The 25710-nt window shown below is 48.4% G+C and carries 20 protein-coding genes; 9 read left to right on the top strand and 11 right to left on the bottom strand.

Features of this window, described 5'->3' with window-relative positions; translation table 11 throughout:
- Window positions 1–3: 3 nt before the first annotated feature.
- Window positions 4–1977, bottom strand: a complete 1974-nt coding sequence (locus tag ACSF8W_RS19770) for a methyl-accepting chemotaxis protein (protein WP_500848863.1) — start codon at window positions 1975–1977, stop codon at window positions 4–6.
- 473 nt (window positions 1978–2450) lie between these two features.
- Between ACSF8W_RS19770 and ACSF8W_RS19765 the strand changes: the two genes are divergently transcribed.
- Genes ACSF8W_RS19765 through ACSF8W_RS19745 form a run of 5 tightly spaced genes read left to right on the top strand, consistent with a single transcriptional unit; the run spans window position 2451 to window position 5708 of the window.
- Window positions 2451–3191, top strand: a complete 741-nt coding sequence (locus ACSF8W_RS19765) for a 5-oxoprolinase subunit PxpA (protein WP_500848862.1) — start codon at window positions 2451–2453, stop codon at window positions 3189–3191.
- Window positions 3188–3934 carry a 5-oxoprolinase subunit PxpB gene (gene pxpB, locus ACSF8W_RS19760; RefSeq protein WP_500848861.1) on the top strand — a complete coding sequence of 249 codons (747 nt, stop codon included), beginning with the start codon at window positions 3188–3190 and terminating at the stop codon, window positions 3932–3934. The genes ACSF8W_RS19765 and pxpB overlap by 4 nt, the downstream gene beginning before the upstream one ends.
- The gene (locus ACSF8W_RS19755; RefSeq protein ID WP_500848860.1) at window positions 3919–4875 is read left to right on the top strand and encodes a 5-oxoprolinase subunit C family protein; all 957 of its coding nucleotides are present in this window, start codon (window positions 3919–3921) and stop codon (window positions 4873–4875) included. The genes pxpB and ACSF8W_RS19755 overlap by 16 nt, the downstream gene beginning before the upstream one ends.
- Before the next feature lie 19 nt (window positions 4876–4894).
- Entirely contained in the window at window positions 4895–5455 is a 561-nt protein-coding gene (locus tag ACSF8W_RS19750) for a gamma-glutamylcyclotransferase family protein (protein ID WP_500848859.1), read from the top strand.
- Window position 5456: 1 nt separating this feature from the next.
- Entirely contained in the window at window positions 5457–5708 is a 252-nt protein-coding gene (locus ACSF8W_RS19745) for a hypothetical protein (RefSeq protein WP_500848858.1), read from the top strand.
- A 70-nt stretch (window positions 5709–5778) separates the two neighbouring features.
- On the opposite strand, the gene ACSF8W_RS19740 is transcribed toward ACSF8W_RS19745, so the two are convergent.
- Both ACSF8W_RS19740 and ACSF8W_RS19735 read right to left on the bottom strand, forming a co-directional pair.
- Complete coding sequence (locus ACSF8W_RS19740; protein ID WP_500848857.1) at window positions 5779–6555, bottom strand: DUF3108 domain-containing protein; 777 nt, start codon at window positions 6553–6555, stop codon at window positions 5779–5781.
- 107 nt (window positions 6556–6662) lie between these two features.
- A complete protein-coding gene (locus ACSF8W_RS19735) occupies window positions 6663–8207 on the bottom strand; it encodes a long-chain-fatty-acid--CoA ligase (RefSeq protein ID WP_500848856.1) in 1545 nt (514 codons plus the stop codon).
- 361 nt (window positions 8208–8568) lie between these two features.
- Between ACSF8W_RS19735 and ACSF8W_RS19730 the strand changes: the two genes are divergently transcribed.
- Together ACSF8W_RS19730 and ACSF8W_RS19725 are read left to right on the top strand one after the other, a co-directional pair.
- Entirely contained in the window at window positions 8569–8787 is a 219-nt protein-coding gene (locus tag ACSF8W_RS19730; protein WP_500848855.1) for a hypothetical protein, read from the top strand.
- Between the two features lie 159 nt (window positions 8788–8946).
- Complete coding sequence (locus tag ACSF8W_RS19725; RefSeq protein ID WP_500848854.1) at window positions 8947–9423, top strand: DUF2947 domain-containing protein; 477 nt, start codon at window positions 8947–8949, stop codon at window positions 9421–9423.
- Window positions 9424–9544: 121 nt separating this feature from the next.
- On the opposite strand, the gene ACSF8W_RS19720 is transcribed toward ACSF8W_RS19725, so the two are convergent.
- The 6 genes from ACSF8W_RS19720 to ACSF8W_RS19695 all read right to left on the bottom strand — a co-directional run bounded on the left by ACSF8W_RS19720 (window position 9545) and on the right by ACSF8W_RS19695 (window position 18705).
- Entirely contained in the window at window positions 9545–11557 is a 2013-nt protein-coding gene (locus ACSF8W_RS19720; protein ID WP_500848853.1) for a diguanylate cyclase domain-containing protein, read from the bottom strand.
- A complete protein-coding gene (locus tag ACSF8W_RS19715; protein WP_500848852.1) occupies window positions 11554–12114 on the bottom strand; it encodes a YfiR family protein in 561 nt (186 codons plus the stop codon). The genes ACSF8W_RS19720 and ACSF8W_RS19715 overlap by 4 nt, the downstream gene beginning before the upstream one ends.
- Window positions 12114–14150, bottom strand: coding sequence for a TonB-dependent receptor plug domain-containing protein (locus ACSF8W_RS19710; RefSeq protein ID WP_500848851.1), 2037 nt, complete (start codon window positions 14148–14150; stop codon window positions 12114–12116). Before ACSF8W_RS19710 ends, ACSF8W_RS19715 begins: the two co-directional genes overlap by 1 nt.
- 694 nt (window positions 14151–14844) lie before the next feature.
- A complete protein-coding gene (locus tag ACSF8W_RS19705; protein WP_500848850.1) occupies window positions 14845–15387 on the bottom strand; it encodes a YfiR family protein in 543 nt (180 codons plus the stop codon).
- Window positions 15387–17531, bottom strand: coding sequence for a TonB-dependent receptor plug domain-containing protein (locus ACSF8W_RS19700; RefSeq protein ID WP_500848849.1), 2145 nt, complete (start codon window positions 17529–17531; stop codon window positions 15387–15389). Before ACSF8W_RS19700 ends, ACSF8W_RS19705 begins: the two co-directional genes overlap by 1 nt.
- A 346-nt stretch (window positions 17532–17877) precedes the next feature.
- The gene (locus tag ACSF8W_RS19695; RefSeq protein WP_500848848.1) at window positions 17878–18705 is read right to left on the bottom strand and encodes a pirin family protein; all 828 of its coding nucleotides are present in this window, start codon (window positions 18703–18705) and stop codon (window positions 17878–17880) included.
- A 347-nt stretch (window positions 18706–19052) separates the two neighbouring features.
- Here ACSF8W_RS19695 and ACSF8W_RS19690 point away from each other — a divergent pair, with 347 nt between their 5' ends.
- Together ACSF8W_RS19690 and ydiJ are read left to right on the top strand one after the other, a co-directional pair.
- Complete coding sequence (locus tag ACSF8W_RS19690) at window positions 19053–20522, top strand: phosphatase PAP2 family protein (protein WP_500848847.1); 1470 nt, start codon at window positions 19053–19055, stop codon at window positions 20520–20522.
- Between the two features lie 160 nt (window positions 20523–20682).
- Window positions 20683–23751 (top strand): D-2-hydroxyglutarate dehydrogenase YdiJ, encoded by a 3069-nt coding sequence (ydiJ, locus tag ACSF8W_RS19685; RefSeq protein ID WP_500848846.1) that lies wholly within the window; start codon window positions 20683–20685, stop codon window positions 23749–23751.
- A 93-nt stretch (window positions 23752–23844) separates the two neighbouring features.
- Here the strand turns inward: ydiJ and aqpZ are convergent, their stop codons facing one another.
- The gene (aqpZ, locus tag ACSF8W_RS19680) at window positions 23845–24537 is read right to left on the bottom strand and encodes an aquaporin Z (RefSeq protein ID WP_500848845.1); all 693 of its coding nucleotides are present in this window, start codon (window positions 24535–24537) and stop codon (window positions 23845–23847) included.
- 162 nt (window positions 24538–24699) lie between these two features.
- Entirely contained in the window at window positions 24700–25584 is an 885-nt protein-coding gene (locus ACSF8W_RS19675) for a LysR family transcriptional regulator (RefSeq protein WP_500848844.1), read from the bottom strand.
- Window positions 25585–25710 lie beyond the last annotated feature (126 nt).

Raw genomic sequence — 25710 nt, 5'->3', positions numbered from 1 at the left:
TACTTACACTCGGAAATTTGAAATCAAGGTTTGTTGCTCTTGGGCGAGGCTGGCAAGCGATTCGCTGCTGGCTGCCGAGTCGCGCGCGCCTTGTTCGGCTTCAAAGGCAACATGGGCGATACCATTGATATGCTCAGCCACATCATGGCAGACCTTGATTTGCTCTTCGGTTGCATGGGCAACGTGAACGGCCATCTTCTGAATCGATGACATACGCGTGGCGATATCTTGCAAGATTTCATCCGTTAAACGGGTTTGAATCAGGCAGTCTTCCATTTGCTTTTGGCTGACGCCCATGGTGTCCACCATGCGGGTTGCATTGCCTTGCAGGTTGGTGATCATTTGCTGAATTTCTTCGGTGGATTGCTGAGTACGGGTTGCCAGTGCACGCACTTCATCGGCCACCACCGCAAAACCACGCCCATGATCGCCAGCTCGCGCTGCTTCAATGGCCGCGTTGAGCGCCAGTAAGTTGGTTTGCTCAGCAATATCTTGGATCACATGCAAAATGGACCCGATATTGTTGGAGTAATGGTTTAACTGCTGAGTATTGGTTACGGCTTCTTCGATGTTACCTGACAATTGTTCGGTCAATTGACGGCTGCGCGATACTTGTGTTCGGCCATCGTTGGCGGCTTGGTTGGTATTTTCCACTTCAGCCACGGTCATGTCGGTAGAACGGGCGATCTCTTTGGCACTCACTTCCATTTCTGAAATCGCAGCCGCCACTTGGTCAGTACGGGCTTTTTGATCTTCAACCCGTGACATCGCATTATCGCTGACAACGGCAGAGCTGTTGGCTTCTTCCAGTAGGTGGGTTGCCCCTTCGCCAAATTTCCCCAGCGTGTGCGACATAATGTCGGCCAGTTTGTCCATGGAGCGACTGAGCTCACCGAACTCGTCATCCGCGTCATAGTTGGCACGGTTACGCATGTCCCCGTCCGCCATTTTATCTAGCATGGCATTGATCAAAATGAGGGGCTGTTGAATGCTGCGCGTGGTGCTGATCCCCACCCAAAGGCTGATCACGGCAGCAATGGCGATCATGATAAAGACGTACAGGAAGGCGTTGCTTACGGCAGCTTCTGCATCTAAACGACTGGTTTGCGTTAATTGCTGCGCATGCTGGGCGTAGTTTTCCAACAAGCGTTGAATGGTTGCCGACTCGTCTTGCGTGCGGGTACGTTCAGACTGTAATTGGCGGTTGATCAGCTGTTGTTGTTGCAGTACGTCCAGTAAGCCGTTATCACCCAACGTCAGGGATTCGACCTGTTTTAGGTTGCGGGAATAACGGGCTTTCACATCGTCTTCGACGGCAATCAAGGCCAGGCGCTTAAAGGCTATTTCAATATCTTTCGCGAGCACGGTACGTAACTGGGTGAGATCTGTGGCTTGGTTCGCTCGACGCAGGGATTTTAAGTCACGGGCAATGCCACTGGTGATCAACTCTGCGCGGTTATGTAGCGAGCGCTTACTGGATGCTTTTTGCAGTAGTAGGTTTGCCGCCCACAAATAGGTGTCTTCCAAGCGAAGGAATTGTAAGTCCAGCGTATTGCGTTGATCAATCAATGCATTGGAACGTTGCTGTAAGGCAATCAGAGCCTCAGCTTGAGTAAAGTAACGGGTGGACGCTTGGGCAATCGCCTCCAGTTGCTGACGCTCACGTGCGGTTTGTGTACCGCTTTGTGCTTGTTTCAGTGTCAGGAAAAATGCCTGCTTTTGATCGGAAAAGGTTTGATTCACACGGTGCATTTGTGCCGGATCATCATGAAATGTATTGATCAATAGGCTTGTTTGAATGAGCTGAGTCATTAAGTGGCCAGAGGTGACCACCATCGGCGTCGTTTGCTCGGTGATGTGTTCCACTTTATTTTGCAGGGATTGGGCATTGAATAAACTGACGCCACTGAGCAAAGCCATTAATACAAACATTAATGCAAAGCCACCGACAGTTCTTTGTACAACGGACAATTTCATGTTGTTCACTCTACAACAGCGAGGAATAGTCGCTGAGATAAATACCTAACTTCACGTGATGCTGTAAATACGGAATATACATTCCATAACAAGGCGTTGCGGGAAGTCCTTTTCGTTTTTTATTGTGACATCAATCGAGAAGATTAAAAAACATAATGGACAGGCAAAAATGATAATTGCAATCGTGCGCACATTTATTTTTAGATAAAAAATAAATAAAAAAAGAAAGCGTTGCTGGCTATTCTTTTTACTCATTGGTTATCCCTTTTGCCTATTGTTCGGCGAAGTGAAGTGTTCATTATGGTTGTTTCGCAAATTCACGTTTTACAATGGAATATAGAAGGAGGTTAAGGAGATAAAAGAGGAAACGGTAATTTCGCGCTGCGAATACATCAGCATGAGAGGTGAGTGATTGCGTCCATTATGCTGTGGGTATAGGGTAAAAACAGCGTGTACATCAGCAAGGATGAAAGATGAAACTCAATTGTGATATGGGTGAAAGTTACGGTTGCTGGGTCATGGGCAATGACGCAGCTGTGATGCCATGGGTGGACATGGCGAACATCGCGTGTGGCTTTCATGCTTCTGATCCAGAGAATATGGCGGCGACCATCGCCTTAGCCGTGTCTCGGCATGTGGATATTGGGGCGCATCCCGGTTACGACGATAAAGTCGGTTTTGGCCGCCGCAGTATCCCGCATTCGACACCTGCCATCACGGCGCTGGTGGGCTATCAAGTCGGGGCATTGGACGCGTTGTGCCAGTTGCAAGGCGCGGCGGTGACTTATGTGAAACCGCACGGGGCACTGTACAACGACATGATGCGCGATGAGACGGTGTATCAAGCAATAGTAGCCGCGATCGCCGGTTTAAATCAGCACCGAACGACACCGTTGGCCTTGATGATATTGGCGCGAGTGGACAATCAAACCTATCAACAATGGGCGGATCAACAGGGTGTGCCATTGCTGTTTGAAGCCTTTGCCGATCGCGCTTACGACGATGATGGGCGATTGGTACCCAGAACTCAGCCTAATGCGGTGTACCATGATCCGACACAGATCCGTCAGCAAGTGACCTTGTTAGCGCGAGGGACGGTGAAGACGCTGTCAGGCAAATGCTTGACACTGCAGGTCGATACCGTGTGCGTGCATGGGGATAACGATGCCTCCATTGCGTTGGTAAAAACCTTGTCTGAGGATTTACGCGCATGATGGACATTCAACCTGTTTCGGAAACGCACCTGATTATTTACCTGGGTAAAGCGATCGATCTTGATTTAATCCCAGCGATTGGGCGTTTGACCCACTTTTTACAACATTTTCCGTTACCGGGGATCGTTGACGTTATCCCCGCTTATACCTCGGTGCTTGTGCAATACCATCCGAATCACCTTCGCTACGCGCAATTGGTCGCGGCGTTACGACAGTATGAAAGGGCGTGTTTGTTTCCACAACAGCCGCGTGCTGATCACCAACACCATGATCGTCAACGTTCACGCCAAGATAACGACTCAGGTGATCGTATTCTGACACTCCCTGTCTTTTATGATGAGGCTGTGGGGCCGGATTTGGCGGCAGTGGCAGAGTACGCTGGGTTATCGGTCGCCGATGTGATTGCACGGCACTGTGCGAAAACTTACACCGTGTGCGCCATTGGTTTTGCGCCGGGCTTTGCCTTTTTGGCGGCGGTGGATGAGCAGATTGCGATGCCACGTCAATCGACACCCCGCAAACAGGTACCCGCAGGCAGTGTGGGGATAGCGAATCAACAGACCGCGGTGTACCCCAATGCTTCTCCGAGCGGCTGGCAAATTATCGGTAACTGTCCGGTGCCACTTTTTACACCGGATAAAACGCCGATGAGCCCGTTTTCAGTCGGTGATACGGTGCAATTTACACCGATCAGCCGTGCGCAGTTTTTACAACAAGGAGGGGAAATATGGCCGCATTGGTAGTGGATCACCCAGGGATGTTGACCTTACTGCAGGACTTGGGGCGCTTGGGTGTGGCCGATCAGGGCATAAGCCAAGGCGGCGCGTTGGATCTCCATGCGGCCTGTTGGGCCAATTATTTGGTGGGTAATAGGGCAGAGGTGCCTGTTTTGGAAGTGACCCTCGGGCAAGCCCAGTTTACCGCCACTAAGGATTGCGTGTTTGTGTTAACCGGAGCCGATATGCAGGCCACCCTCGATGGTGAACCGGTCGAGCCTTGGCAAAGTGGGATTATCCGACAAGGACAAACGTTGAAATTAGGCTTTGCCCGCCATGGGCTGCGCGCCTATTTGGCCATACAAGGGGGATTCGATGTGCCGACAGTGTTGGGCAGTTGTGCGACGGTTGTACGCAATCAGTTAGGGGGATTGGTCCAAGGGCGGTCTTTAGTCGCCGGTGATCAGGTGCCTTTCAGGGAGGCCCCGAACGATCTTCAGGATCATTCCGATTCTCCTCACATTCGCCTTCCTCAAATTCCGTCCCGTTTTGTACCTGACTACGCAGAAAGCATCACGCTGCGGGTGGTGGAGTCATATCAAGCGGCACATTTTCAACCGGCTGAAAAAGCGCGGTTTTATGCGAGCCACTATACTGTGACACAAGAGACGGATCGCATGGGCTGCCGATTGGAAGGCGAATCAATTCAATGCGACGTGGAAGGGATTATCTCAGAAGGCATTGCGCAAGGGGCAATACAAATTCCGCCCAATGGCCAGCCAATCGTATTGCTTAATGACAGACAAACACTGGGGGGCTACCCCAAGTTAGGGTGTGTGGCGCGGGTGGATTTACCCCGTTTAGCACAAGCGCGTCCTGGCACGACGGTACGCTTTGAACCCGGCGATATTGAAACATTAACGGAAGAATGGCAGCAGTTTTCACGCTTTTTTGCGTTGCCGTTTTAAATGAAGAGGAAGGAACGCGATGTATATATTTGGCTATGGAAGCTTGATTAACCACCATTCACGCCAGCTCACCGGACAAACAGAAGGGGCGTTGCCCGCGACGGTGTCAGGGTTGCAGCGTCATTGGGGGAAAGTGAATGGTAACTACCCGATTGCCCCGTTAGTGGCATCGCTAGGAGATGGCCAATGCAATGGTGTGTTGGTGCGTGTTGACGATGAAGGACTGGCGTGTTTTGACCAACGTGAACGCGGTTATCAGCGGGTGCAGTTGGATCCGGCACAGGTGGTCACGCACTTTGGGCATGATGTCGATTTGCCGGTATGGGTGTATACGCAGTCGCAGTTAACGCCGCCGTGTCCGCTGTCGCCGATCATGCAAACGTATGTGGATACGGTACTGGCGGGGTGTTTGAGTATTTCTGAGCAGTTTGCCAAAGAGTTTGTCGAGACGACACAAGGCTGGCATTATCCGTTTGAAAATGATCGCCATCAGCCGAAATACGGTAATCATGCCGGTGTGGAAGCTGATCATTTGGCGTATATCGATCGATTAGTCGCACGAGTCAGACAGCAGAAATAACATGGCAAAACCCAATAAAAAAGGACCGACCAAAACGGTTGATATCGCGTGTGCGGGGTGCAAAGCCCCGTTATATAAGTACCGAAAAGGCGGCAAAGGCGCATTGGTGAAATGCTTTAAAGAGCGCATTGTGAAAGATTTCACCGAGCAGGAAGGGGTCTGCCCGCAGTGCGGGGGACAGTTTGCCCGTGATACCTTAATTCGTGGTGCGCCAGCCCTGAAAATGATTGGTGGCAAAGTCACGATGAAATAAGGGCGGTTAGGGACGTTGGCGCGTTGATGTTGTTTCTGTGGCGCTGGATTTCACGGTTGGTTTCACGGTTTCACGGTTTCACGCTGGCTTTCACGGTAGCTTTCGCCGTGACGGCGACCGGACAGCTAATTTGCTTGCTTAGCATCACGGCTTTCACATCTAAAATATTGCGCTGATACGTTGCGCGTACCAATTGATAGTCCACATCCGGTGAAAACCACATCACCAATTTTCGATCACTTTTTCTTACCTGTTCAACACGAATCGCGGATATTTTGCCGAAGTTCGAGTTAATGGTTTCCTTGCCTTTGACCTGAAAATAGTAATGGTTCACGTCATCACTGTCTTGCAACTTGAAGTTGAAATGCGTTTTGCCCTGAATCAATGCTAAACGCATCTGGCTCCCGACCGCATCGCTGTCGAGCAAGGGTTGTGAGGGGCTGGAAAATTCACGGGTTTTCCCGTCTTCATCCACGGTGGAATGTTTACCGTCTGCGCTGAATGTCGCCTGGGTATTGCCGGCTAATAAGCCGTCTACTTGGCGGGTGAAGCCCTTAGAGAGAAAGGATTTCTGCTCCGGTGACCAGTATATTTGGCTACGTTGCCGAAAGCGGGTTTTGGTCGCGAGCACATTAATATTACTGTAAGCACTGACTTGCGCTTGATTGTCTTGCCAGCGCAATGTCCGACTGAGTTGACCAATTTTGATATTGTTGAAAAACAGTTGATAGGTAAAGGTTTTGGTACACTGGTGTAAGTCGGGGGCGGGCTTGGCGTACACGCTGGTGGCGCACAGCAAGGTTGCTAATGTGGACAGTGTGAAAAAAGACGGTACCTGCAAATCCATACCTCGACAATAACGGTGAGCATTCAGTATGAAGTTAGCAGGGATTGGGGGGTTATGCCAAAAGGCCAGCCGGTTAACGCACAAGCTGGCCTGATGGATTGGTTGGGTTATTTCAGCATGCGCTTGAGAATTTTACCGGTTGCCGTCATCGGTAAGTCAGTGACCACATCAATCAGACGCGGGTATTTGTAATCGGCTAGGCGGGCTTTACCCCATGCCACCAATTCTTTACCTGTGATCTCTGCCCCTTCTTTTAAGATCACAAACGCTTTGGCTTCTTCACCGTAGGTTTTGTGTGGGATCCCAATCACGGCCACCATGTGTACGTCAGGGTGGGTCATGAACGTTTCTTCAATGTCACGTGGGTAGATATTAAAGCCACCACGGATGATCACTTCTTTCAGGCGATCCACCACAAACACGTAGCCTTGTTCATCCATGCGAACGATATCGCCAGTATGTAGCCAACCATCAACCACGGTTACTGCCGTTTCTTCGGGCTTCTTGTAATAGCCTTTCATGACGTTGTGGCCGCGGATCAACAGCTCACCTTCTTTGCCGCGCGGTACGTCGTTGCCTTTGTCATCCACCACTTTCATGGTAACACCTGGTAACGGTTGACCAATGCTGCCCGGTTTACGCTCGTACTCAAGGTGGTTGAATGCCGCCACAGGGGATGATTCAGACAAGCCATAGCCTTCAATGACCGGCACGTTGAGCTTGGCTTCAAATTGCTTGAGGATTTCGACAGGCATCGATGCGCCGCCGGAAATGGCCACTTTTAAGTGTGCAGCAATGTCGTCAATGTATTCAGCCCCGTGTTTCTCAGCAAAAGCCAGCAGGCCGATGAACATGGTTGGCACGCCAGCAAGGTGTGTGACCTTGTGTTTTTGCATCTGCTGCATCACATTCTTTGGCACAAAGCGTGGGATCAATACCAATGCACTGCCTGCCAACATGGAGGTGTTCATGATCAATGATTGGCCAAAGGTGTGGAACAACGGCAGGATGGCAATGCTGACATCGGTGCCTTTTTGGTTGGTTAATGCTTGGCATGCCTGTGCATTACACAACATGTTGCTTTGGCTCAATTCAGCGCCTTTCGCCCGTCCTGTGGTACCTGAGGTGTACAAAATGACACAAGTATCTTCGGCATGACGGTATACCGCATCAAACTGGTCGTGATCGCTTTCCAACCAGGCATTAAAGCGGTGTGCCCCTTCAGGGATTGGAGTGTTGGCACCTGATTCGATGGTAATGAAGTGCTGGCATTGAGGCGCTTGGGTAAAGCCTTCAAAGCAATATTCACCGGATGGCAGGGTGCTGTTCCCTTCAAAGCTGATCAGCGCAATAGCATCAGAGTCATCCAAGTGATAGGCGACTTCCTGCCCTTTTAGCATCACATTGAGTGGTACCGTGACCGCCCCGATTTTTTGAATAGCATAGTAACCAATGACAAACGCAGGTGTGTTTGGGCATGAAAGCGCGACTTTGTCGTCAGGTTGAATGCCTAAGGCGAGAAGGTGATTGGCAATACGGTTGACGTGTGTATTCAGGGTACGATAGTTCAGGCTTTCATCATTGAAAATTAATGCTGTGTCATCACCACGAAATACGGCGTTGCGTTCAAGGTTGGTGGCTAAGTTATACATAGTGATTATTTGTTTTTGAGTATTTGATAAACATTTTAACCCCAAGCGTGGGGAAGATGCGCGCTTTGCCGCGTAATAATTGTCTTTCTGATGAAAATTTCACAGAGAATACGAATTTTTCATGACAGCGATTTTTATTTTTCTATCCAATGGGTTAGCCAAGCGACGTGTAGAATCGAGATGGACGGGGGGGGAGGATATAAGATGATAGCCATTCACGGCATTATTAACCCATTGAAAGGTAGGGGGATTACAGTATTGGGCCATAACGCACTGAGATGACGGTTTCATGTCGTTAATTTGACGATTGTGTTAGCGACTTCTATTTTTAGTTGGGCTCAACTGACAGAGGTGTGGAAAGGTGAAGAAAATGAACTCAGCGTATCGTTTACAAATCATCAAAGAAGTCGCGACGCGTCGGCGTTTAACGTCTCGAGGTGATCCCATGGCTTGCCACATTTCTGAATTGCTGGATGGTCACCATGAAAAAAGCCCCATTGTCGATAAACAGTTTACGGGCTGCCATTATGACGACAGTGTGGGGGGGTGGGTCAGTAATGTGTGGGACGCGAAAAAGTAGTTCGATACACTGAGAATAATGGCCACGAAAAGGCGAAGAAAAGCGGTATTGATGCCGCTTTTTTTGTGCGTGCAGACAAGGCGGTGACGTGGATTAATACTGGCAGAATGTGACTGACTCAGGTACATTTCTGAACGTCATAGATTGTTAGGTCAACGCATGAACTACGTAGAGTTAAATAGTTATACCCGCAAGTGGATTTTCACCCATGCTTCCATGCCTGTAGCGGAAGCCGATTTGGCGCTGATCAAGCCATTTACCCAAGCGCGTTCCTCGCAAATTTGGGTTGAGCACATCAGTAAACAAAGCCCCGATGCTGATCACTTTGGTCAAGGGGATTGGGCGTCGAATGACAGCCTCTGGTCGAATGCGTTTAACTGGCAGGATGACTGGGATGGGGATGACACGGCGCTGCCGGCGGAGATGGCGGAATTCATTGACTGGGAAGACAACACCACGGTGTTCTTCTGCTATGAAAAATACAATGTGATTGAAACCCAATGGGGTGTCTTTAAGCGTAACTGGAAGAACTTCTTGTTCTTTGATGACGGCCCAATCTTGCTTGGTCGTAAGAAAAAGCAAGCGGTATGGTTTACGTCAAAAGGTACTTACCGCCTTGCATTGCGCGGTGAATAACGGCTTTTAGCCGCAGGCATAAACGGATGCTGAACTGAGAAAAAACGCCCCGTGAACCGATGAGTCGGCACGGGGCGTTTTTTATTGTGGCAAGTGGACATGTGCCGTGACTTGTGTGTGATTAGCAAGCCAGAACAGGGTGTGGCAACCCTGCGTTATATTCAATGATTTGCCCTTTACCCAGTAGTTTTGCTTCATACATGGCTTTATCTGCACGGCGTAAAATATCATCCACATCTTGATAATCGCTGGCATGCACGTAATAGCAACCAATACTGGCACCAATAGTGACGGTAAAGCCGTTGATATGCATGGGTTCACAAATGCGCTCAAACAGACGCTGGCAAGTTTGCTTCACCATGTCCACATCGTGCATGGAAGATAACAGCACCACAAACTCATCACCCGCCAAGCGGGACACCATGTCACGGGTACGTACAGTGCGGCGTAATTTTTCCGCAATGATCTTCAGTACCTGATCGCCGACATCGTGGCCATAGGTATCATTGACCCCTTTAAAACCATCTAAATCGAGGAACAAAACAGCAAACGTTTCACGAGTGGTGGTTTGCAATACCATTTGATTTTGCAATGTTTGATAGAGTTTGACTCGGTTCGCCAAGTTAGTGAGAGGATCATGGTTCGCCAAGTGTTCAAGGCGTTTGATCTCTTTCATCGAACGGAGATCCGAGGCGATCACGACCGTTTGTTTATCCTGATTGTGGGTATCGGCGATCCAGTTAATTCGCGCCAGTAACGGCACAAATTCATTGTCAGTGGTTTTTACCTGAATCTCACCATTCCAGTGGTTTTCCATCATTAGCGAAAAGCGAATGTCATCTTGAATTTGCGCGTATTCTTCTGGGTCGATCAGCTGAAGGTAATGCTGGCCTAGAATGTCACGCTCCTGATAACCCGTCAGGCGCAAGAAGGTATTGTTAACCATGCTAACATTGCCGTCTTGACCAAAGAGCAAGATAGCATCTTGGCTGTGATCAAACACTTTCGCGGCCATTTTTTGTTGGCGCTCTGCTTTTTGATGTTCCGTGACATCTTCAACCGCAAACAAGGTTTGCAGACGGTGCAGAAGAGGACGGCTGACAATTTGATAGGTACGTGTGCCGGTATCATGCGCACTATCGACTAATAAATGGTCGATTTGATGGTTCTTTTGCAGCGCACTGTTTAACAATTGCTGCATGGCGTCACGTTCAACCGGTTTTAATAGCGTCATCAGTGGTTGGCCAATTAAACGTTCAGGTGCTTGGTTAAACACACGCTCACACGCTTTGTTGGCGAGCGTGATCATGCCGTTTGGATCGGCAACAATTAAGGCGTGCTGTACCGTTTCGACCACTTCATCAGCAAAGGCTTTTTCTAGGCCTAGTGCATCCATCGTATGGCGAATTTCCAGATCACGCAGGTTAATGGTATCCACCATGTTGTTAAAGCCATCGGTGAGTTCATAGAGCTCATCGTTTGTGTATTGGCTTTGTGGCAACGGCTGGTGCTTATCCCCTTTTATGATGCGGCGCATGCCTTCATTGAGCTGGGTGATGGGTTTCACAATCCAATGCTGAAGGCGATTGATAATATAAATACTGTTCGCACACAGTAAAACCAGCATGATGAGGCTGTATTTAAGGTGTGAGATACGCATTTCTTGCAATGCTTGCAGTGAAACCGCGATGTGCATATGAGCGATTTCTTCAGCATCAATCGTGATCGGTACAATCAGGTACAGCATCTCGGGGGCAAAAAGATAGCCATTTTGAATAATGAGCTGTTGCTGTTGCTCCGTCGGGTAGACCGATTGAAATTTGTTGTTGGCGTATTTGGCAAACTGTTCGTGGTTGTTCAGCTCAAGACGCGCTTCGACAATCAGCGAATCTGCTTTTAATGCCGAGAGGATTTCTTGAGCGGATTGCGCATCATTAAACAAGACAGAGGCTGTTAAGTTCATACCCACACCATTGGCTAATGCTTGTGTGCGTGACAGCAGGTTGTCACGTTCAATGGCCAAATAACTTTGGTAACTGATGAACTGAAACCCTAAAAACGCAAGCAAAATAAAGCTCATGATAGGAATAGACAAGCGTTGGTTGAGGCTGAGTTTGGAAATCCAAGAATTCATAAGCTACCCCCAACGCTGTTCGACTTTGGGTCGTTGACTATCGCGATCCTCATTAATTGCGAACTGACAGAGAGGTTAGCTTTTTCGATGTTAGACAATGAAAGAACGGGCTTTACTTGCTGGCCTAATGTACGTAGTTCAATCATGCCGCCGACATGCAGTGTATCGGTACTATCACTGATCGTCAGTAGCCCCGGATATTGGGGCAGCGTCTGCAGCAGTTGCAGTTTACTTTCGGTCACGTACAGCAAGTCACATTGCTCACTGGCTTCAGTGAGGTTAGTCATGCTCAGTAACGCTTTGTTTGAACTGCTTTTGGCAAATAATTTTTCCAGTGTCACCGTGGTGCTGTCTCGTCCAATCACACAGAATCGCGGGCTGGTTTGTGCGCTGTCATTCCAGCGGATGAAGCTGGCAAGGCGGTAAATATACACCGCTTTAATTTTGTACTCCGAGAAGGCTTTTTGCGCACTGTTTTCAGCCTGTGCAGGCCAGATCATCAGCCCCCAAAGGCTGATAATATAAAACAGAAGTTTATACCGGTTGGTAAAATTCATTACTGGATGTTCCAAGACGCTTTAAAATAAACGGTTTCTTCAACGGGTGCCTTTCCTTGCAGTTCTGAATACGATGCTTCGCCGAAACCATCAACAACTAACTCTAGGCGTGGCCATGTTGGCTGATGCTGCCAAGCGAGTCGTAAATCCATGGTGGAAACGGAAGATTCCTTGTAATACGGGCTATCGGTATCAACGGCACTCTTATGTTTATACCAGAGATCCAATTGCCAGCCTGGGGCAAAATTCCACAGGCTTTGTACTGACACTAGATGTGCAGGTTGGCTGTTATATTTTGTTTTTATTCCTGCTGGTGCGTCAATATCGCACGTGTAATGATTAGAGCATGTCGCCTCGGTTTGAATATAACTGTAACTGGTGTTGAGCGTTAGTGACTCAAAAGGCGCCCAACGGACTGCAGTTTCAAAGCCATAATTGTCAACATCGAGTCCATCGCCGTAACTTTCAACCAACGTAAAAAGGTAGTTAGGCAAGGTTGAACCATCGTCACATTGACCATACTGACAATCCCAATTGCTATCACCTTCCATACGGGTGTTATTATACTGGCTATAGAAAAGGGTGCTATCAATATTGAGTGTTGATGTAGGCGAATAACGGTGCCCGACATCGACGGTGACGACTGATTCATTCTTCAGATCTTCATTGGCTTTGGTAAAGACAACGCCTGGACGTAAATCAACGACTTCATTTACACCATCATCATCGATATCATCCATAATCTCGACAGTACCTAAGAAATAAGAGTCTGTTTTGGTATCAACAAAAGACGGCGTGACCACGGCACGCCCCACGCCTGCCCAAAATTGCTGTTCTTGGCTGTGTTTGTAGAGCAAACGGGCTTGCGGTTGGAACTCTACTGTGTCATTCAGTGAGAAGTATTCGACCTTTGCGCCTAAGGTAGAGGTCAGTTTATCCGTCAGTTGGCTTTCCAACTGTGCGTAGGTGTTGACGATCACATCTGTGCCAGTAGGTTCATTGCTGAATCGTCCCCAAGGCTCAACGTAACTGTATAAGTCCTCAGGATAATCCTCAAAACGGCGGTGAATAATGCGTACTCCCCCTCCTGTGGTGAGTTCGTGACGTTCATTGAGATCTATACGCGCCAGCGCATCGACATCAAAGGTATAGAATTCGCCTTGGGCAGAAGGTTCGTTGGTTGAGTTGTTATCCGCCCACACGTGAAGTTCATAATCGGCAATTTGGGTTTGTTCATACCAATCAAAACTGGCATAAGCACCCCGTGAGTAAATATCAACGGTCGTATAGGTAAAGAAATCAGCAGGATTGTAATATAAATGGTCAGTATCATTGTAGAAATTGGCGTAATACCAATAATGATCGGACTTGGTGTGATAGCCGCCGACTTGGAAGGTGAATTGGCGGTTTTCATCTTCATAATCGGCGCGAATACCGCCGCGCAGGTTTCGCCACAGATCATCATTCATGCTGTAGTAATCACCGGTTAGGCCTTTCACATACGCACGGGCCGTGAGTTTGTCATTAATGGTGGTGCCGTAGCGGTAATTCAGCTCTTGATAGCTGCGCTCACCATGCGCCACTTCCACAAAGTGGCCTTGTGTTTCTCGGCTGTTTTTCGTGATGATATTGACGACACCATTCGCGGCGTTACCGCCCCACATGGTGCCCGCCGTGCCACGAATAATTTCAATGCGCTCAATGTCTTCAAGCATCGTGTCAATAGTGTGCCAGAAGGAACCTGACATTAAAGGGCTGTAGACACTACGGCCATCAACCATTATCAGCAGCTTATTGAACAAGACTTCGTTCACACCGCGCAGGGAGACCTGCCAGTTATATTCGGCAATACGTGTGACTTGTACGCCGGGGGCCAGTGCAAGGGCTTCGGCCACAGAGCGAACCCCACTGCGGCGGATCATCTCGTTGGTGATCACATACGCCGCGGCAGGAATGTCGGAGATGGGTTGTTCTTTTTTCGCAGCAGAGGTCATGCTGATGTCAGCATTCGAAAGCTCTTCAAGGCTCATTGACATTAATAGGTCTAATTCTTCGCTCTGTGCATAGGCTGAGGCACAAGCAAGCGATAAAAAAAGCGCTAAGCGTTTAATTCGAAATACTGGACGTAATTGAGGGCACACAAGTGATGACATGCTGAGACAAATCCATATGCAATTGACACAAACATTTTATCAAAAAATACGTTATTTCCTTGTGGTTTAGCATTGATGGAAAAATATACACTCGTGAAATATATTCTTATTAAGAATATATTAATCATCCAATAATGGTTATGTTCATATTATTGCACTTGAAGAAAGGCATTAATTTGACACTGCGATGAGTATTTCCCTTGAGGTGTAAATATCGATAACGGGATGTTGAATAAAGTGATGGATTTGACTCGTTTTGATGATTTTCTCAGGCGAGGTAATGTCAAAAAAATGAATGTTTATTATTGTGACAAAGATCTCTCCGATAGCGTTTTTTGAACGAAGATCACTTTCGTGATTGCGGTAAAGTGCTTGCGTTTTGAGTCGTTTATGACAGTTTTTAAGTGGGCTGTTGAGGTGGGATATTTTGAACGGTGTGTTTTTAAAGGGCGGGAAGGCATGTAAAAGTGAGCGGTGATTTTATTTTTCAGTGGGTTATTGGGTTCGGTGGATAAAAAAAGAACGCGATAAAGACTTATCGCGTTCTTTTTATGTTCAGTAATATCTTACCGAGCGGTTAACTTTGAATCGCAGTCTCTCGCGGTGGCGATAGAATCGCAATACGCAGTAATTGCGAGCTCACTGATAAGTTGTTTTTCTCAATATTTAATAAAGATAAAACGGGTTTTATTTGCTGGCCCAATGTGCGCAACTCAATCATACCGCCTAACTGTAACGTATCCACACTGTCACTGATTGTGAGTAACCCCGGGTATTGCGGTAGTGTATGCAGCGCGTGAAGTTCTTTCTCTGTGATATACAGGAGGTCACAGTGATGATCGGCATCTTCTAAATTGTTCATATGCCGAACGGGTTTTATGTTTCCGTTTTTGGCCAATAATTGCGTTAAGATCGCAGTGGTACTGTCTTGGCCGAGGGTGCAAAAAATCGGCGCAGCGGTTGAAGCGTTGTCCCATCTGATAAAATTGGTGAGGCGGTAGATATAAACCGCCTTGATTTTATACTCGGAAAAAGCGAGTTCAGCACGCACCGATCCGGTTGTCAGTCCCCATAGGCTGACAACATAAAACAACAGGGTGTATTTGCGGGAAATATTCATTATTGGATATTCCAAGATGCTTTAAAGTAAATGGTTTCTTCCAGCGACGGATAAGCACCCGGCTGATCGGCGTAGGCATCTTCACCAAACCCATCGACCACTAATTCGACACGTGGCCAATTGGGTTGTTTCTGCCACGCAAGACGCAGATCAACCGTATTAATGGAAGGCGTATTGTAGTAAGGACTATCCGTTGATACTGCACTTCTGTACTTGTACCACAAATCGAGCTGCCAACCGGGGGCAAAATCCCACAGACTTTGCATTGATACAAAGTGTTTAGGTTGGTTGTTATATTTCATGTTGTAGCCGGGGGTGTTGTCGTTTTCACAAGCGGCATACCCTGAACAACTGGCATTCGTTTCCATGAAGGTGTAGTTGGTGTTGATCGTCAGTGCGTCAAAGGGCGTCCAGCGAATAGCGGTTTCAAAGCCGAAGGTTTCAACGTCTAAGTCATCATTGTAACTGTCAAGATAAATAGGCAGCGTATGTTCAGCGCTGCTGCCATCAATACAGCCACCATCAATACACAGTCGTCGGCTAGGATCTTCCATCAGCGTGTTGTCATATTGGCTATAGAATACGGTGCTATCAATGTTGAGTGATGGCATAGGGGTAAAACGGTGGCCAGCATCAATGGTAATGACGCTTTCATTGTCTAAATCTTCTTTGGCTTCAGAGATAAAGACGCCAGTGATTTCATACTGGTTGCCTTCAGCGTGGTGCGCATAACTCAGTTGGTAGAAATCCGTTTTGGTTGCGACAAATGACGGTGTCACGACGGCACGACCAGCGCCAACCCAGAACTGTTGCTCGTCATTGTATGCATACAATAAGCGTGCTTGTGGCTGGAATTCCACCGAATTATTGAGCGAGAAATACTCCATTTTAGCGCCGATAGTTGACGTCACTTTATCGCTCAGTTGCGATTCTAACTGGATATACCCGTTTACATTCACATCGGTACCGACAGGGTCATTGCTGTAGCGGCCCCATGCTTCCATTTTAGAATAGAAATTGTCCGGGTAAGGCTCTGTTCGGCGGTGGATCACTCGTAGGCCTGCACCTGTGGTGAGCTCATGTTTCTCATTTAATGGGTTACGCGCGAGTGCATCGACATCAAATGAATAAAATTCGCCTTGTGCAGAAGCTTCATCGGTAAAGTTATAGTCTGTCCATAGGTGTAGTTCGTAGTCGGTTTCATTAACCGTTTCAAACCAGTCTAGGCTGGCATAGAGACCACGAGAATACACGTCAACGATAGCGGCGTTGAACATGACTTTATCGCCAAAGTTGACGTTGTCAAAGCTACCGTAGAACCAGTCATGATCCGATTTTGTCTCGAATCCCCCGGCCTGTACCGTGATATTACGGGTGTTGTCATCGTAGTCGGCACGGATCCCCCCGCGCACATTACGCCAAATATCATCATTGATACTGTAATAGTCGCCAGTGATCCCTTTCACAAACGCCCGGGCAGTGAGTTTATCGCTGAATGTGGTGCCGTAACGGTAGTTCACCTCTTGATAGTTGCGTTCACCATTTGCCACTTCTACATAGTGGCCCTGAGTATCACGGCTATTTTTCGTGATGATATTTACCACGCCATTGGCCGCGTTGCCGCCCCACATGGTGCCAGCAGTACCGCGAAGAATTTCAATACGCTCAATGTCTTCAAAGACTGTATCAATGGTATGCCAGAAGGTTCCTGACATCAGCGGGCTATACACACTGCGCCCGTCAATCATAACGAGGAGCTGATTAAAGAGAATGGTATTTAAACCGCGCAGTGAAACCTGCCAGTTGTATTCTGAAAGACGCGTGACTTGCACACCAGGCGCGAGCCCCAGCGCTTCAGCCACAGAGCGCACGCCGCTACGGCGGATCATTTCGTTTGTTATCACATAAGCTGCGGCGGGAATGTCAGAAATGGCTTGTTCTTTTTTTGCCGCAGAGGTCATGCTGATGTCAACATTGCCAAGATCTTCTAGGCTCATCGACATTAATAGATCAAGCTGATCGATATCAGCAAACGGATCGGTATTCGCATGCGCGATGGAAATGGAACAAGTCAATGAGACGAAAAGGGCAATGGGCTTAGCGCGAAATAACGCCCCAGCAGGGTGACAAAAAAGCGATGACATACTTATAAATATTCAGATATGAAAGACCGGAATATTTTACCAAATAAAATCGGGTTTTCTTTCAGAGCGCAGGGGGCATTCGTTTCTCAATGACGGTTACAAATTGGCATTTTTTATGGCGTACTTGCATGATTGCCGTATTTATCACCGAAAATAGAGAGCATTGAAGACAATAAATTGACACGAATATGAAGTTTTCATTTAAGAAGTAAATGAATTGATGAAAATGTTGAATGATGTGATGAGGCAATCTCCTGTAGCGATAATCCGTACTACTGACAACGTCAAAAAAATGGAACCTCATAATTGTGAACATGCTCACATTAAGTGGTGTGTTTCCTCGGTGTTATTTTCTTGCGAGGAGTAAATTCTCGATATTTTGGGTCGCTTTTGTCAGGTTTTGTTGAGAGGAGTGAACGGAGCTTGGGGTGGCACAGAAGGGTTGTTTAAGCGGTTGCCCCAATACGACAAAGAGGCGGGCTGCGATTTTTCCTGTCCGGATTTCAATCGGGAGCGAGGAGGGGTGCAGTGTGGCCATCTGCTGAGATTGTATTTGGCTGCCGCTGACGTAACTGGTACCGGATTGTAGATAAATAAATCCGCTTTGCTGCTGGCTGTCAGGCATAAAATGCCAGCGGCTGTAGGGCGCGATCATGACATCAAGATAGGTGATTGGGATGCTATATTGCACGGGGCTGCTGGCATCTCGATAGTGCCCGATAATGACTTTGGTGATGGTGCACTTTTCCTCGACTAAAGGTAAGTGCTGTGCCTGCATATGGGTACTGGAAGCCGGTGCCATTTCGGACTCTCCCGCAGGCAGAGCAGTCCATAAACTAAACGCTTCAATTTGTCCGTTTTTAGGCGTCAGTGTGTCTTTATGAATAATACCATTACCACTGGTCATGATGTGCACATCACCACTGGCCAATGTGATGTGGCTGCCCGCAGAATCGCAGTGGTTAAGTTTGCCAATAACCGGATAACTGATGGCATCAATACCGGAGTGGCCATGATAGTCTAGCCCGGCAGAATGCATCACCGCTTTGGCGGAGAAATGATCCCAGAGAACAAAGGGGTCGAGTTGGTGATGATCCTCATTGTGAATATAAGCCGTCAGTGCGCCTGTTTTTTTACCAAACCGAATTGTGTGTACTTTGCGTGTTTCGCTCATGAACCGCCACCAAAATCATGATTATTCGACCTTTTCCCTCGGGTCTTATCGTTAATAAAAATATTGCTATTAATAACAATAATAATAGGTGAGAAATGACGTTGAAGATGAAAAAATGGCATGAATAGCAGAAGAGTTGTTGGAGGCAATATCAGGCAATGGATGATGGTGCTGCTGGCATGATGTTACGTTGAATGGCCGTTCATCGAGTTCAATGACGGATTGGCTGGGCAATCGATTGCTCCTGTCGGTAAAAAACAGTTATGATAGTCAATAAGTTAGCGATATTGCTAACCGCGCTTTTTCTCCATCATAGATGGTCTTTTACCCGGTTTGTAGAGTAGGTCATGGCAATGGAAGTCATTCGCTGGTGGTGTGTACTGTGTTTGTACCTGTTTAGTAGTTGGGTTTCAGCCAGTGAAACCGCCTCACCGCAGGTGCCTGATGATCTTGTCGGCGCAGTGTGTATTATTCGGCATGACAATAAAATTGTGATGCTCTCTGAAGTTATCACGAAAAAGTTGTCCTTGCCCGGCGGGTACATTGATCAGCCGGATACGCCGAAAGAAGCGGCGGCCAGAGAGGCATTGGAAGAATCGGGCATTCAAGTGCACGTGGGAGATTTACTCCAATACCGCGGTCGAGCGGCCATTTATGCCTGCCAAGCGACATCCCCCATTCTGGTCTCATCATTTCGTGATAAACGCGGTTTTCCGATCGTGGCATCGTGGTTTTCTAAACATTTCGCCTCTGAAGTCGAGCGTGTATATTTGATTGATCCCCAACAAGTGGCTATGTCGGATTATCGCTACGCGTCGGATGTCTCACTGCTGCCCGGTTGGATGGCTCGCACCCCCAATAGTGACGTGCTGGTGTATGATCGGCTTGATGACAAAGTCAATCTACTGCATCAATATGAAATTCGTCATATTCAGGCTTTCCAACAGGCCGTTGAACAATGGCCACCGTTGGCGCAAGCTGTGTTCGAGAGCCTCGCTTATGTGTTGAACCTACCCGGTGAAGTGTGGTTTATCATGCTGGTGGTCGTCTTAACTGCGGGCTGTTTGGGGACAAAGTCGCTGGTGGAATTACTGTTTCTTTTGTTGATTGGCTTGTTTACCACCTCATTACTGAAACACGGTATTGCGTCACCGCGTCCTTTTTTTGCCCTGCCAGAACTGCAACGTATTGATGCCAGCGGTTTCGGTTTCCCGAGCGGCCACACGTTGATGGCGACGTTGTTGTGGGGGAGTGTCTGGCATGTGACGACACGAAAGCGGCCATCATCACTGAAAGTCATCATGGGTGTGATAGCGGCATTGTTGATTATTGGGCAAGGGGTGGCACGCGTTTGGTTTGGGGTACAATTTATCAGTGATGTGGTGATCACCATGATGCTTGGCATCATGATTGTGTCGTCACTGCTTGTGTGGCGCACGCATGAGCCACCGTTACAGACGTACCTGTATAACCGTTGGTTTTGGCTGTTCTTAACCATGGCTGTCGGTATTATTGCCAGTTACACGCTGGTACCCGCGCAAGCCTATATTTTTGCGATGATGCTCGGTATCTTCTTATCAGTGGAATTTGCGTCTAAACAGAGGGCAGACTCGGCCAGATTATCGGTACCGAAAGCGTTACTGTCTTGTGTGGTGATTGGTGGCGTCACTGGCATTTTGTATGGCGCCTTACAGTATATTGCCGGTCAGAACACGGTTAGCTTGATTGTTCTCGGCATAAAAGCGAGCGGCTGCTTAGTGATTACATTGTGGTTAGTGGCGGGTACGGCGTGGCTCCACCGTCAATTACGTGCGTAGGCTAGCGAAAAGAAAAAGGTAACTGTGTGATGTGCGCGATATTTCCCTGTTTAACATCACACTTTTTTTCCCTCTATGGGTGAGGTAAAGTGAAGCACACATCCGATATAGAGAAGGCCAGTTGTCATAGGATATGACAGGAAACTGGACAAGGAGAGCAATGTTACCTGCACTAACTCATCAAGACAGTACCGATGATGCGGTTCTGTCATTTCTTCATGCGTTAGACAATGCCGGCTTTAAAGGCGACATTGAACAGACGTATGCCAGCCGTTTAGCGGTCGCGACAGACAACAGTGTCTATCAGCAAATCCCACAAGCTGTTGTGTTTCCTCGTGATTATCATGATCTGGTGACGCTGGGTCACACAGGCCAAGGCTGCGCACATTCTAGCATTACGTTTTCCGCACGTGGCGGCGGCACAGGCACCAACGGCCAGTCATTGACGCCAGGCATCGTGGTGGATCTTTCGCGCTATATGAATCAAGTGCTAGAGATCAACGCGGAAGAAGGTTGGGTACGGGTAGAAACTGGGGTTGTAAAAGATCAACTCAACGATGCGTTGCGCCCTCTTGGCTTCTTCTTTTCACCGGATTTATCGACCAGTAACCGTGCCACCATTGGTGGTATGATCAATACTGATGCCTCCGGCCAAGGGTCATTGAAATACGGTAAAACCTCCGACCATGTCCTGTCATTGAAAGCCGTGCTGGTGGACGGTTCCGTGCTGGATACGGAAGTGTTAAGTAACGACGCGATTCTTGCCCTACCGGATGCGTCAACGTTAGCCAGCCAAGCACTCAAAACCGCAGCGGTCGTTTGTCGTGATAAACGCCAGCAAATTGTCGATAAATTCCCCCCCTTAAACCGCTTTTTGACCGGTTATGATTTGAAAAATGGCTTTGATGATGCGCTTGAGCATTTCGATATCGCTCGCCTGTTGTGTGGTGCAGAAGGTTCGTTAGCCTTTATCGCCGAAGCCAAACTGAATATCACGCCAATTCCTAAAGCAAGGGCTTTAGTGAATATCAAATATGACAGCTTTGATTCCGCCCTGCGAAACGCGCCGATGATGGTGGAAGCACAAGCTTTGTCTGTCGAAACCATTGATTCTCGCGTGCTGAACCTCGCCAAACAAGATATCGTCTGGCACACCGTGAGTGATTTGCTGGAAGATGTACCGGGCAAAGACATGCAGGGGATCAATATGGTGGAGTACGCCAGTAATGATCCCGCTGAAAACGCAGAGCAAGTTACGGCATTGTGCTCCCGATTGGATGCCATGATTGCCGCGCAGCAGCACGGTATTATTGGCTATCAAGTGTGTAATGAATTGGCGGGCATCCAGAAAATTTACGGCATGCGGAAAAAGGCCGTTGGATTACTCGGCGCGGCAAAAGGCAGTAAAAAGCCAGTGGCCTTTGCCGAAGACACCTGTGTTCCACCTGAAAATCTCGCCGACTTTATTGCGGAGTTCCGTACCTTGCTCGACAGCTATCAGCTCAACTACGGGATGTTTGGTCACGTCGATGCTGGCGTGTTGCATGTGCGTCCGGCGCTGGATTTGTGCGATCCTGAGCAAGAATTACTGATGAAGACGGTGTCCGATCAAGTCGTGGCGTTGGTGGCTAAATACGGTGGCTTGATGTGGGGCGAACACGGTAAAGGTTACCGCTCTGAATACGGCCCCGCCTTTTTTGGTGAAGAGTTATTTACTGAATTAAGACGGATTAAAGCGGCGTTTGACCCAGATAACCGCATGAACCCCGGGAAGATTTGTACCCCGCTCGACAGCACGGCAGAACTGGTGCAAGTTGATGGGGTGAAACGGGGTTATTACGACCGTCAGATCCCCGTCGCAGTGCGTGACAGCTTCAAACAAGCGATGGAATGTAACGGTAATGGGTTGTGTTTTAACTATGACACCAGCTCACCGATGTGTCCGTCGATGAAGATCTCCGCCGACCGCCGTCATTCACCCAAAGGCCGTGCTGGCCTTGTACGTGAATGGTTACGTCAGCTTGCCGAACAGGGCATCGATCCCACAGTATTAGAAAAAGAGCTGATGGAGAAAGCGCCCACGGTGAAGCAGATCATTGATCGCTTTAGAAATAGCTTTGGGAAAAATCGTCATAGCTATGATTTTTCACATGAAGTGATGGATGCCATGAATGGTTGTTTGGCCTGTAAAGCCTGTGCCAGTCAGTGTCCCATCAAAGTGGATGTGCCGAGCTTCCGCTCGCGTTTCATGCAAATTTATTACAGCCGTTATCAGCGCCCAGTCAAAGACTATTTGGTTGCCTACGTAGAAAGCTATTTGCCATTAATGGCCAAAGCACCGGTGGCGTTTAATGCCGTGATGCGTCCGCGTTGGTCACAAGTGCTGACAGAAAAGACCATCGGCTATGTGGATATGCCGGCCTTGTCGGTACCGACATTGGCGAACACGCTGAAAGGGCATGATGCCACGCAGTTTGATTTGTCTGCACTGCAAGCGTTATCAGTACAAGCGAAAGATGGCTATGTGCTGATTGTGCAAGACCCGTTCACCAGTTACTACGATGCCGATGTGGTGTCAGACTTTGTGCAGTTAGCGGAAAAACTGGGTAAAAAGCCTGTACTCGTGCCGTTTAAACCGAACGGTAAAGCACAGCACATTAAAGGCTTCTTGCGTGAGTTTGCCAAAACCGCGACCAATACCGCTGCATTCTTAAATCAGTTGGCCGCACTTGGAATTCCGATGGTGGGGGTCGATCCGGCTTTGGTGTTGTGTTATCGCGATGAATATACCGAGATCTTAGGCGACAAGCGGGGTGACTTTCAGGTACTGACGGCGCATGAATGGCTGGGGGCATTATTACCGGCGCATCCTTCGGCGACCTCACTGGGGGCGACCGACTGGTATTTGTTTGCCCACTGTACCGAGAAAACCAAGATGCCTAACGCAGAGAAAGAGTGGTCGGCCATTTTCCATCACTTTGGCGCAAAATTGGTGCCGGTCGCGGTAGGTTGTTGTGGGATGGCGGGCACGTTTGGTCATGAGAAAGATAAGCTCGAGATGTCACGCGGTGTCTATGATTTAAGCTGGCAACCGAATATCGAACAGCTTGATCCAGCGCATTGCATGGCAACCGGTTATTCGTGCCGCAGCCAAGTGAAGCGTTTTGAGAAGATCAAAATGAAGCACCCGACACAAGTGCTGTTGCAGGTACTGAACGGACACCCATAACGGCAGCATTTGATGTTGTGTACCAGCAATAAAAATGCGGCTTATTGAAGCCGCATTTTTTATACCAGAAAGATCAATATTGATCTGCGGTGATCACTCTTCGTTAGGGCTGAGCCAGCGATACACCACACCGGCGATCACGGCACCAATCATCGGCGCTAACCAGAACAACCAGAGCTGTGCCATTGCCCAATCACCCACTAAAATTGCCGGGCCAGTACTCCGAGCGGGATTCACCGAAGTGTTTGTGACAGGAATACTGATCAAATGGATCAAGGTTAAACATAAGCCGATAGCGAGCCCCGCCATGGCGGGTGTGGCCAGTTTGTGGGTCGCACCGAGAATCACAATCAAGAACATGAACGTCATGACCACTTCGATAATAAAGCCGGACATGAGATCGTAACCACCGGGGGAATGATCACCGTAACCGTTAGAGGCGAGTCCGCCCGCGAGACTGAATCCCGGTTGGCCGCTGGCGATAATGTAGAGTACATACGCCCCGGCAATCCCTCCCAGTACTTGGACGATGATATAAGGGATCACTTCTGCGGTGGGGAAACGTCCCCCAGACCATAAACCTACCGTGACGGCGGGATTAAGGTGACAACCAGATATATGGCCAATCGCATAGGCCATGGTAACAACCGTCAAACCGAAGGCCAGCGCCACCCCTAATAAGCCGATACCGACATCAGGAAAAGCGGCGGCTAACACAGCGCTGCCACACCCCCCGAGTACCAACCAGAACGTACCAATGAACTCTGCCACTAACTTCTTGAGCATGATGATGATTCCTTTTTAAAGACCCGTGCAAAGTATAGAGGGCTTCATTGGGCTTCGTCGGCCGATGACTGTAAAAAGATCGGACACTAACAGGCTAAACGCTGGGCAAATATCATGTGCCAGTGCGTGTACGCACTGGATAAGGTGAAATAGGGGCGAAAATCAGTGGGATTCGTCGTCGAGGTAGGTTTGTAATTGATTTGCCAACCACTGCGTCAGTGTGCCTTGTGGGCGGTTCTTGTTGTGGATCACACCGTAAGGTTGCCATCTCATGGCTTGGTAGTGGTTCAGCACTTTTACGGTACCGTCACGCAAATAGGTATTAATCAGCACGGAAGGCACGTTAGACCAGCCAATACCATCAAGCACTGCGTTACGCAGGTGTTCATAAAAGGGCAGGGCAATGTAATTACTGGAGGCGGGAGATACCGCCTTTAGCCCTTCTTCATCAATGGCTGCTAAGGCAAACTCGGTATAACGGGCAAGATCGGCACTCACCACTTTGCTCAGTTGGCACAAGGGGTGCGAACTGTGCGCGACAGACATCATGCGAATTTGTCCCAACTTACCGTGGTAGTTATGCGGCAAACTGTCGCTGTTTGGCAGTAAGCAATAGGCCACATCCACCATGTCTAGTTCCACCATTTCATCCAATTCTGGCGGCGGGGCCATGTAGACCGACACGCTGGTATTGGGAAACTGTATGCGCATGTCATGCACTAATTGGCGCCAGAACGGTTCGGGTAGGGCATCATCCCGGGCAATACGCAATGCAGACTCGACCCCTTGATGATGCTGGTGGCATTTCGCATGAATATCCCCTGCAATCATCGCGATGCGTTCACAGTCGTTTTTAATGGATTCGCCAATTTCGGTCAGCAGTACCTGGTTGCCGGAACGTTCGAGTAACGCTACCCCCAATTCATCTTCCAATGCACTGAGAGAGGCACTCACGGTGGTGCGACTTTTGCCTAATTTACGGGCTGCTTCCGCAATAGAACCACACGAACTGGTTTCAATAAACATCTCTAGTTGGCTGATTTTCATGATTAGTCCACAAAACAAATACAAGACGATAGCGTACGGTGTGCTGGGGGTAAGAATGCACAGAGTATATTCAGCGACGAAAAACTTGTCGCTCAGTGATTATCCTAATGTAAACCTTGGCGGTAA

The sequence above is a fragment of the Photobacterium sp. 270122K genome, assembly GCF_059941365.1.
This window is presented reverse-complemented; position numbering and strand designations above follow the sequence as displayed.

Bases quoted from the DNA above. Each gene is read 5' to 3' on its own strand.
- ACSF8W_RS19755 (WP_500848860.1), top strand. From the start codon at position 3,919: ATGGCCGCATTGGTAGTGGATCACCCAGGGATGTTGACCTTACTGCAG.
- ydiJ (WP_500848846.1), top strand. From the start codon at position 20,683: ATGTTACCTGCACTAACTCATCAAGACAGTACCGATGATGCGGTTCTG.
- ACSF8W_RS19750 (WP_500848859.1), top strand. From the start codon at position 4,895: ATGTATATATTTGGCTATGGAAGCTTGATTAACCACCATTCACGCCAG.
- ACSF8W_RS19740 (WP_500848857.1), bottom strand. From the start codon at position 6,555: ATGGATTTGCAGGTACCGTCTTTTTTCACACTGTCCACATTAGCAACC.
- ACSF8W_RS19700 (WP_500848849.1), bottom strand. From the start codon at position 17,531: ATGTCATCGCTTTTTTGTCACCCTGCTGGGGCGTTATTTCGCGCTAAG.
- ACSF8W_RS19715 (WP_500848852.1), bottom strand. From the start codon at position 12,114: ATGAATTTTACCAACCGGTATAAACTTCTGTTTTATATTATCAGCCTT.
- ACSF8W_RS19695 (WP_500848848.1), bottom strand. From the start codon at position 18,705: ATGAGCGAAACACGCAAAGTACACACAATTCGGTTTGGTAAAAAAACA.
- ACSF8W_RS19705 (WP_500848850.1), bottom strand. From the start codon at position 15,387: ATGAATATTTCCCGCAAATACACCCTGTTGTTTTATGTTGTCAGCCTA.
- ACSF8W_RS19765 (WP_500848862.1), top strand. From the start codon at position 2,451: ATGAAACTCAATTGTGATATGGGTGAAAGTTACGGTTGCTGGGTCATG.
- ACSF8W_RS19690 (WP_500848847.1), top strand. From the start codon at position 19,053: ATGGCAATGGAAGTCATTCGCTGGTGGTGTGTACTGTGTTTGTACCTG.
- pxpB (WP_500848861.1), top strand. From the start codon at position 3,188: ATGATGGACATTCAACCTGTTTCGGAAACGCACCTGATTATTTACCTG.
- ACSF8W_RS19770 (WP_500848863.1), bottom strand. From the start codon at position 1,977: ATGAAATTGTCCGTTGTACAAAGAACTGTCGGTGGCTTTGCATTAATG.
- ACSF8W_RS19725 (WP_500848854.1), top strand. From the start codon at position 8,947: ATGAACTACGTAGAGTTAAATAGTTATACCCGCAAGTGGATTTTCACC.
- ACSF8W_RS19710 (WP_500848851.1), bottom strand. From the start codon at position 14,150: ATGTCAATGAGCCTTGAAGAGCTTTCGAATGCTGACATCAGCATGACC.
- ACSF8W_RS19745 (WP_500848858.1), top strand. From the start codon at position 5,457: ATGGCAAAACCCAATAAAAAAGGACCGACCAAAACGGTTGATATCGCG.
- aqpZ (WP_500848845.1), bottom strand. From the start codon at position 24,537: ATGCTCAAGAAGTTAGTGGCAGAGTTCATTGGTACGTTCTGGTTGGTA.
- ACSF8W_RS19735 (WP_500848856.1), bottom strand. From the start codon at position 8,207: ATGTATAACTTAGCCACCAACCTTGAACGCAACGCCGTATTTCGTGGT.
- ACSF8W_RS19675 (WP_500848844.1), bottom strand. From the start codon at position 25,584: ATGAAAATCAGCCAACTAGAGATGTTTATTGAAACCAGTTCGTGTGGT.
- ACSF8W_RS19720 (WP_500848853.1), bottom strand. From the start codon at position 11,557: ATGAATTCTTGGATTTCCAAACTCAGCCTCAACCAACGCTTGTCTATT.